General features: G+C 56.2%; 8 protein-coding genes and 1 pseudogene. 1 reads left to right on the plus strand and 8 read right to left on the minus strand.

Annotated features, from left to right (window positions below; translation table 11 throughout):
* The 5 genes and pseudogenes from VAE54_RS08285 to VAE54_RS08295 all read right to left on the minus strand — a co-directional run.
* Positions 1–303: pseudogene (locus tag VAE54_RS08285) on the minus strand (DNA-binding response regulator); the annotation flags it as partial.
* Positions 304–311: 8 nt separating this feature from the next.
* Positions 312–527, minus strand: coding sequence for a hypothetical protein (locus tag VAE54_RS08290; RefSeq protein ID WP_322801484.1), 216 nt, complete (start codon positions 525–527; stop codon positions 312–314).
* A 97-nt stretch (positions 528–624) separates the two neighbouring features.
* A complete protein-coding gene (locus VAE54_RS14600; RefSeq protein WP_416223788.1) occupies positions 625–930 on the minus strand; it encodes a transposase family protein in 306 nt (101 codons plus the stop codon).
* Positions 908–1,243 (minus strand): transposase family protein, encoded by a 336-nt coding sequence (locus VAE54_RS14605; RefSeq protein WP_416223789.1) that lies wholly within the window; start codon positions 1,241–1,243, stop codon positions 908–910. The genes VAE54_RS14600 and VAE54_RS14605 overlap by 23 nt, the downstream gene beginning before the upstream one ends.
* A gap of 756 nt (positions 1,244–1,999) precedes the next feature.
* Positions 2,000–2,227: a hypothetical protein gene (locus VAE54_RS08295; protein WP_322801485.1), complete on the minus strand. Its 228-nt coding sequence runs from the start codon at positions 2,225–2,227 to the stop codon at positions 2,000–2,002.
* 18 nt (positions 2,228–2,245) lie between these two features.
* Between VAE54_RS08295 and VAE54_RS08300 the strand changes: the two genes are divergently transcribed.
* A complete protein-coding gene (locus VAE54_RS08300; RefSeq protein WP_322801486.1) occupies positions 2,246–2,524 on the plus strand; it encodes a hypothetical protein in 279 nt (92 codons plus the stop codon).
* A gap of 241 nt (positions 2,525–2,765) precedes the next feature.
* Here VAE54_RS08300 and VAE54_RS08305 read toward each other — a convergent pair whose 3' ends face one another.
* The 3 genes from VAE54_RS08305 to VAE54_RS08315 are packed head-to-tail and all read right to left on the minus strand — an operon-like array spanning position 2,766 to position 5,010.
* Complete coding sequence (locus VAE54_RS08305) at positions 2,766–3,401, minus strand: hypothetical protein (RefSeq protein WP_322801487.1); 636 nt, start codon at positions 3,399–3,401, stop codon at positions 2,766–2,768.
* Positions 3,401–4,060, minus strand: a complete 660-nt coding sequence (locus tag VAE54_RS08310) for a hypothetical protein (RefSeq protein WP_322801488.1) — start codon at positions 4,058–4,060, stop codon at positions 3,401–3,403. The genes VAE54_RS08305 and VAE54_RS08310 overlap by 1 nt, the downstream gene beginning before the upstream one ends.
* Before the next feature lie 44 nt (positions 4,061–4,104).
* Positions 4,105–5,010: a peptidoglycan DD-metalloendopeptidase family protein gene (locus VAE54_RS08315; protein WP_322801489.1), complete on the minus strand. Its 906-nt coding sequence runs from the start codon at positions 5,008–5,010 to the stop codon at positions 4,105–4,107.
* Between the last annotated feature and the right edge of the window lie 1,047 nt (positions 5,011–6,057).

The raw sequence follows: 6,057 nt of genomic DNA on the forward strand, positions 1-6,057 counted from the left end.
GACCATCAAGGTATAGAGGAAGCGAAACTCCAGCACTGTGAGGCGGACGGCCTGTCCGTCCGGCAGGAAAACGGTGCGCGTTTGGGGGTCCAGGGTGAGGTCCTGGCCTGTAAGCGGCGGCAAGGTGTTTAAGGGAATACTCCGGGCCCGGCGCACCCAGGCCATTGCCTTAGCCGTCAGCAGCGGCGGGCGCATAGCGAGCAGCAGAACATCATCGGCGCCGGCCTCGTAAGCGCGCAAGATGGACAGTTCGTCCGCACAAAAGGTGAGCAAAATAAGAGGGATAACTGTCTCCAGCCGCAACCGGTGAATCAGGAGCAGGAGCTCTTCATCAAGGGGGAAGCGATCAGAATGGCGTCAGGGGCTGAAGAAACCCAAGAGGCCAGGGCCTCCATGGGGTTGAGCCGGTGGATCACGGTGAACCCGGCTTGCTGGAGAGCGGCCTTGAAGGGGGACCAGACGGCCTCCAGGCCGACCACCAGAAGGACAGGGTGAAGGATCTCTGCTTTGATCCCGACGATCCCCATGGTGTCCTCCCAGGCTTTCTCTATAGAGTTCATCGGAAATAGGCTGTAATTCAAGGCCTGGGGGAGAGAAGCGGTTATCTCTATCCCTTCTACTCCCCTACGCAGTGGCGACCCGTTGGGCGACCTTTGCCGACCGACAGGCCAGAAGCAGGTTGCACCAGCCGCACGCTGTCTCCATAATCAGGTCTTCAAAGGAAGGCCGATGATTCCGATACGGCTCCCGGACAATCCGGAAGATTTTCACTTTACCGATGCTATGTTCCACCCCAATCCGCTCTTGAGAGATGGCGCGATCTTGCGCTTTCTCCTCAGGGCTCAATCCGCCCTTGGGAGGTTTCTTCCTGGGACGGTGGACGATCACGCCTTCTGGCGCATATCCCTCAAATCCGGCGTCTTCCCACATAGGTGCGACTTAAGCCCAGAATCCGGCCACTGGGCTTATGAGTGATCACTACATTCTTTACCGTGTGCCGTTTCTTCCGCCCGCTGTAATAATCTCGCTGCCGCTGGCGATCTTTCGGCCGCTGAATCGGCCGTTCAGTTCTGTCCAGAATGAACTGCAATTCGGGACACGCCTCCAGAACCTGCTGAAGGGTGGCCGGCTGCCGGGCAGGAAGTTGGATTTCATACCCCAGCGCCGCATTGAGAATCGGGGTCAGCCAGTGAACCCAATAGTTGGCCTGAGGCTGCCCAAAGCCGAACAGAAAACCCAGCACCTCCTAGGTAGGGTACAGCCGGAAATACACAAGGATGAAGAACAGCTTGTCCTCCAGGGTACCCAAAACCGGTTTCCGGCCAGCGCCTCGGCGCCGCTGGCGCGGAGAATCCCGCCGGGCATCCGCTTCATCCAGTGCCTGTTCGTACGCTTGCTGGAAAGCAGGAAGTAACCCTCTAAAAGCCTCTGGGGTCGTCCCAGTGAGGCTTCGGAAAATCCGGGAGTAGGCAGAAACCCTGGCGTAGTTCAGCATCTTGTATCCCCCTGTGCAAAGAGTGTGGGGAACGTATACCACAGGTCTTATTTCCGATGAAGTCTTTTGTCTGATCCGCTTCCCCGGCGGGCTCCGCACTCAGGTAGCCGATGAGCCTTCCCTGGGCGTCCCGGACCTTATAGCGATAGGGGGCCGGCGTTCCGGGAGGGGGCGGGGCCATCCAGAAGGGCTCCTCCTGCGGATCGATCCAGCCGACCAGCCGGCCGGCCGAATCGATCACCCCGATGCGAGAAGGGAGGCGGGATAGATCCACCCGACCCTGAGGATCGACCCATTCCGGAGTGGGAGGCCTACGGGAAAACCGCCCTTCCTCGTAGACCAGGGTCCACCCTCCGAACCCCAGCAGGAGGAGTAACGGGGCCAGCGCCAGAACCCACCTCCGTGAGGCAAGCGAGTTTGTCCGTGTATCTGGGGATCGGTCCTGATCGATCCGATGGCGTCCCATTTCTGACCTCTGGAAATCGGATTGCCCGCGGGTTCCTCTCACTTCGCGCGTTTCAGATGGACAGCGATCTGCAAAAGAGTGGAAACCGGGTAGGGCGAATGCGGTCGGGAAGCGGTGATCATGATCGAGAGCCCCTCCTGGTTCCAGGATAGCATCTGAACTGCCCCATTATCTATGAAAGCTCCTTCGTATTTCCCTTCGACAACCACTTTCTCCAGCGGATAGCGCTCCGACAGGTGGATCGCGATCCGCAACCGACCGGCCAACGGAAGCGTTTTTCTCTGGTGCTCCGGGGGGATGTTGGCCGGACCCAAGCGATCCAGCGACAGGTAAACGGGAGCATCGTTCGGGTAGAGATGCTTCCGGTGCTGGGAGATCCGGTCACGTGTCTCTATTGTGTGTCCGAGGAGCGGTTGAACGGGATGTTGCGCAATCAGCGGGGTGCCTTAACTCGTAAGGCGCATGGCTTGGCGAAGCAAGCGGCGACATGGGATGCGTGGGTGACTGTCTGCTGGTTCGAGCACAACGGGATCCGCCCCCCACCCGGCCTTACAGGAGTGTGAGGAAGGATGGCCCGGTAGGCGATGCAATTGGCAGCGCACTTCGGCTATGGCGATAGCCTCGACCGACCACATTTGGGTTGGGAGGAATTTTTAGAAATTCTCTCATGTTTTCTCTCGATCATCGTCCATCCATCTGCTTCATTGTAGCATTCCAATCACTGGTTGTTCAACGCAGCAAGAAAAAACAGAGGACAATGAGGGCTTATCCGGCCTGCCGCCAAGCTACCGAATTTTTGAACAATCATTTCATAATTTGAAAACTGTCCAGTATATGATCCAGGATCTGCCGGCATTTGGCAATGAACGTGTCTGTGACCTTCGCATCGGCTCCAGAGGGCGGCGTACAACCTAACCACAAGGTATACCAATATTCGGACCCCGAAATGTAAACATTGAAGCTGGGGGGCCCTGCTGCTTCACTCCCCTCCCATGAAATGATCCAGGCCGGTTTGCCAGCCACCATAATTGGGGTAGCCCCCGTCAGATCGGGCTTGCCCTTACCGACAGGATCGACGGCGAAATCCAGTTTCATCAAGCCGTTTGGGAGAGTTAGGGGACCGACTTGCCCGATCACCGTCGGGTCGCTAAAGAACATCAGGCGATCTGGCGTTGCGCTTTCTTCGTCCCGAATCCAGGTCGCAGGCACTTCGAAGGAATATCCATATTCATCGTCGCTAACCCGTTGCCACGCCTCGACGGGTTCTTGGGTTGGGGATGGCACCATAGAGGCAGGAGTGGGACCTGAAGTGGAGGATGCGAGGGGCCATGTTGGTAACGGCAAGGCCGTTTCAGGAGTAGGCGCAGGCGACGAGATGCCAGGAGCAGCGCATCCTGCCAATCCAAAGAGAAGAAGCAGAAAAATTAGTTTCAGCCTCATTATTGACCCCCTGGGGAGGAGATAACAAAACTATTCAGAATGCGGCTCAGGATCTGGTCGTAGGCTGTCTTGAAACGAGCTGCTGCCTCCTGGTTGGTGCCAGTGGGGGGAGCATATGCCACCCACAGATAGTAGATCATCCGGTCAGCCAGGATGATGACCGAGGTGCCCTCCACAAAAGGCCCATCACCATCATCAATTTTTTCCCGCACAATCAGGGCTGGCTGGCCGCTCACTGTTGTCCAGGTGCCAGGAGGCAAGAGGGGGAGAAGTTCTTCACTCGTAGCCATGCCTCGCTTATCTATGGCAGGATCCCGTACCTCTGGCTCTGGCAGCCAATGACCTACTGGATCAGCTGCGAAATCCATCTTGATCAGGCCCTGGGGCAAAGCGGCTGGGGACAGCTCCTTAGTAACAACAGTAGGATCACTGTAAAAGACCCAGCGGTCAGGCGTGACCCCCATCTCTTTATGCCAGGCAGCAGGCACCTGGAAACTGTATCCATAGTAACCATCGGCAATAGTAATCCATTTGCTCTGCTCAGCCGAGGGTAATTCCTGAGCTTGGACCTGGGGGTATAGGTGGGGGATACCTCCAAGCAAAATCGAGACGCAAAGCACTATAAGCCTCGTCTGTAACATCACTTTAAATTTGAACATGATACACCTCCCCAGCCTAATTCATCATCTTGAATTTATATGATTTAGAAATCCCTAACAAACATGATTGCATCATAGGCCACCATTTGTCCATCACTTGTCTGATTCGTCAGTCGGACGTAAGTGCCACTTGTACTGAGGTTCCACATTCCTAACCAGACCCAGTCGTTGTTATAACCGTTCTGATTGACGGAAATGGTGGCGATCAGAGTGTTATTGGAGTAGATCTGATAGCGGGCATTCCCGGTAAGAGTTATACCGCTGTGGTTGGGAGCAAACACGTAAACATGATAGTTCCCCGAAATCGGCAAAGAAGGCACCCAGGTGCCAATGCGAGTCGGATTACCGGTGGTGCCGTTGCAGTACTGGTAGTAGGTCACTGACTTACCTAGACCATCCCGGTGGAAACCGTTCGTGGTATTGCTCCAGCAAGGAGCAGTTCCTGTCAGAGAGAAGCCACCATCTGTGTTGTCCACTAATCGCATCTCGGTGTTGAAACTATAGTTGTTGTACGGGCCACACGTCTGACCGGCACCACAGAACTGGGTATAGCCGTCAATAGGAGTTGGATCCACACCACCGCCAGAAGTCGTGTTGTAATATACCTGGAAGTGTAAATGGTGGCCTGTAGAATTACCGGTTGAATCCATATAACCAATGGGGGAACCCTCCCGCATCTTGTGGTTGGCGGCGGGAAACCAGTATAGCAGGTGGGCATAGCGGCTGTAGTAGTTGTCTGGGTGACGAATGATTACCCTGTACCCCCAGCCGCCTTCAGGTCCAGAGGCAGTGACTGTGCCGCGTCCGGAAGCATAAGTGACATCACCGTAAGTGGACTCGTTCCTATTAACGAAGTCAAGCCCATAGCCAGGGGTAGGTGTCCCATAGCAACTGGTGTGATAACCACACGAGACATTGTAGGAACCAATGAATGGCAGTTCGGTCACCATCCCAACTGCTATGACTGTGTGCGTTGCTGTGGCCAGAAGCACAAATCCTACACCTAGGATTAGTAAACACTTTACTATTTTCATATCTGACCTCCTTAACCTATTTTCGACGCTACGTTGACTCCAGAGAGGAGTCGTTCTGAATCCAATCAGAAAGAGCATGGCGGGCCTTGTCCAGCCCGGAGTGTTCATGTTTTTGACATGCAGATGTTCCTGTTTTTGACAGCGGACGGGTCTCCGGCAGGGCTTTCCAGTTTTCATGGCTTTGGGCAGATGAGCAGGTTAGACCCTGCTCCGGCCAAGCATGGAAGACTCGGAATCCGCCCGCTATTCGCCCGCAACCCGGGGCCCTTAATCCAAATAACGAATAAAACCATACTAAAACATATCACAACAGTTTCGAGAGGACCAAGAAGCCAAAGCTTCATAATATGAACCTCTTATCAAACTATAGACTCTACATCGTCGATCCTTGGGCGCATGGCAAACTTTTGACCGTTTTCCTACCGCTTCGCCAAAGGGCGATAGGAAAGCGGTAGGAAATAGCGAGGAAATAAGGGAAGAAGAGAAGCAGGGTCGTGTCTGGCGCACCACAACTACGCCCTGAGAGGAAGCCTCTGATCCAACAGGCACCGCAGTTGCTTCCGCTCCTGAAAGGGGGCCATGGGTCATACCGAAGATGCCGACTGGGACGGGCCGGCCCAGGCTCCGCAGGGCGATCCATCCGGCCAGGGCGCCTGTGGTGCGGCGAAGGAAATCGCGTCTCCCCCAATCCACGCCCAGCACCGGCCCGCTGTGCCGGGCCACGGCCTGGGCCACCCGCAGGGCTCGCGCCGGGCCCAGAACCTGCACCAGGCGCCAGCGCATCGCCAGCCCCGTGAAGACCCGCACGCGCTCCCCTTCGATCTCGAGGCGCATCGGCGCTTAGCGCCAGCCGGGGCGGGCGCGGTCCAGCCGGGCCTGGATCTCAGGATCGTGCAAACTCCGTGCTCCCAGCTGCCCAGCGCAGCGGGCTTTCACCTCCCGGGCTACGGTGCGCGCCACCGC

The organism is Thermoflexus sp., from assembly GCF_034432235.1.
GTDB lineage: Bacteria > Chloroflexota > Anaerolineae > Thermoflexales > Thermoflexaceae > Thermoflexus.

Bases quoted from the DNA above. Each gene is read 5' to 3' on its own strand.
- VAE54_RS08305 (WP_322801487.1), bottom strand. From the start codon at position 3,401: ATGAGGCTGAAACTAATTTTTCTGCTTCTTCTCTTTGGATTGGCAGGA.
- VAE54_RS08310 (WP_322801488.1), bottom strand. From the start codon at position 4,060: ATGTTCAAATTTAAAGTGATGTTACAGACGAGGCTTATAGTGCTTTGC.
- VAE54_RS08290 (WP_322801484.1), bottom strand. From the start codon at position 527: ATGGGGATCGTCGGGATCAAAGCAGAGATCCTTCACCCTGTCCTTCTG.
- VAE54_RS08315 (WP_322801489.1), bottom strand. From the start codon at position 5,010: ATGGTGACCGAACTGCCATTCATTGGTTCCTACAATGTCTCGTGTGGT.
- VAE54_RS14600 (WP_416223788.1), bottom strand. From the start codon at position 930: ATGTGGGAAGACGCCGGATTTGAGGGATATGCGCCAGAAGGCGTGATC.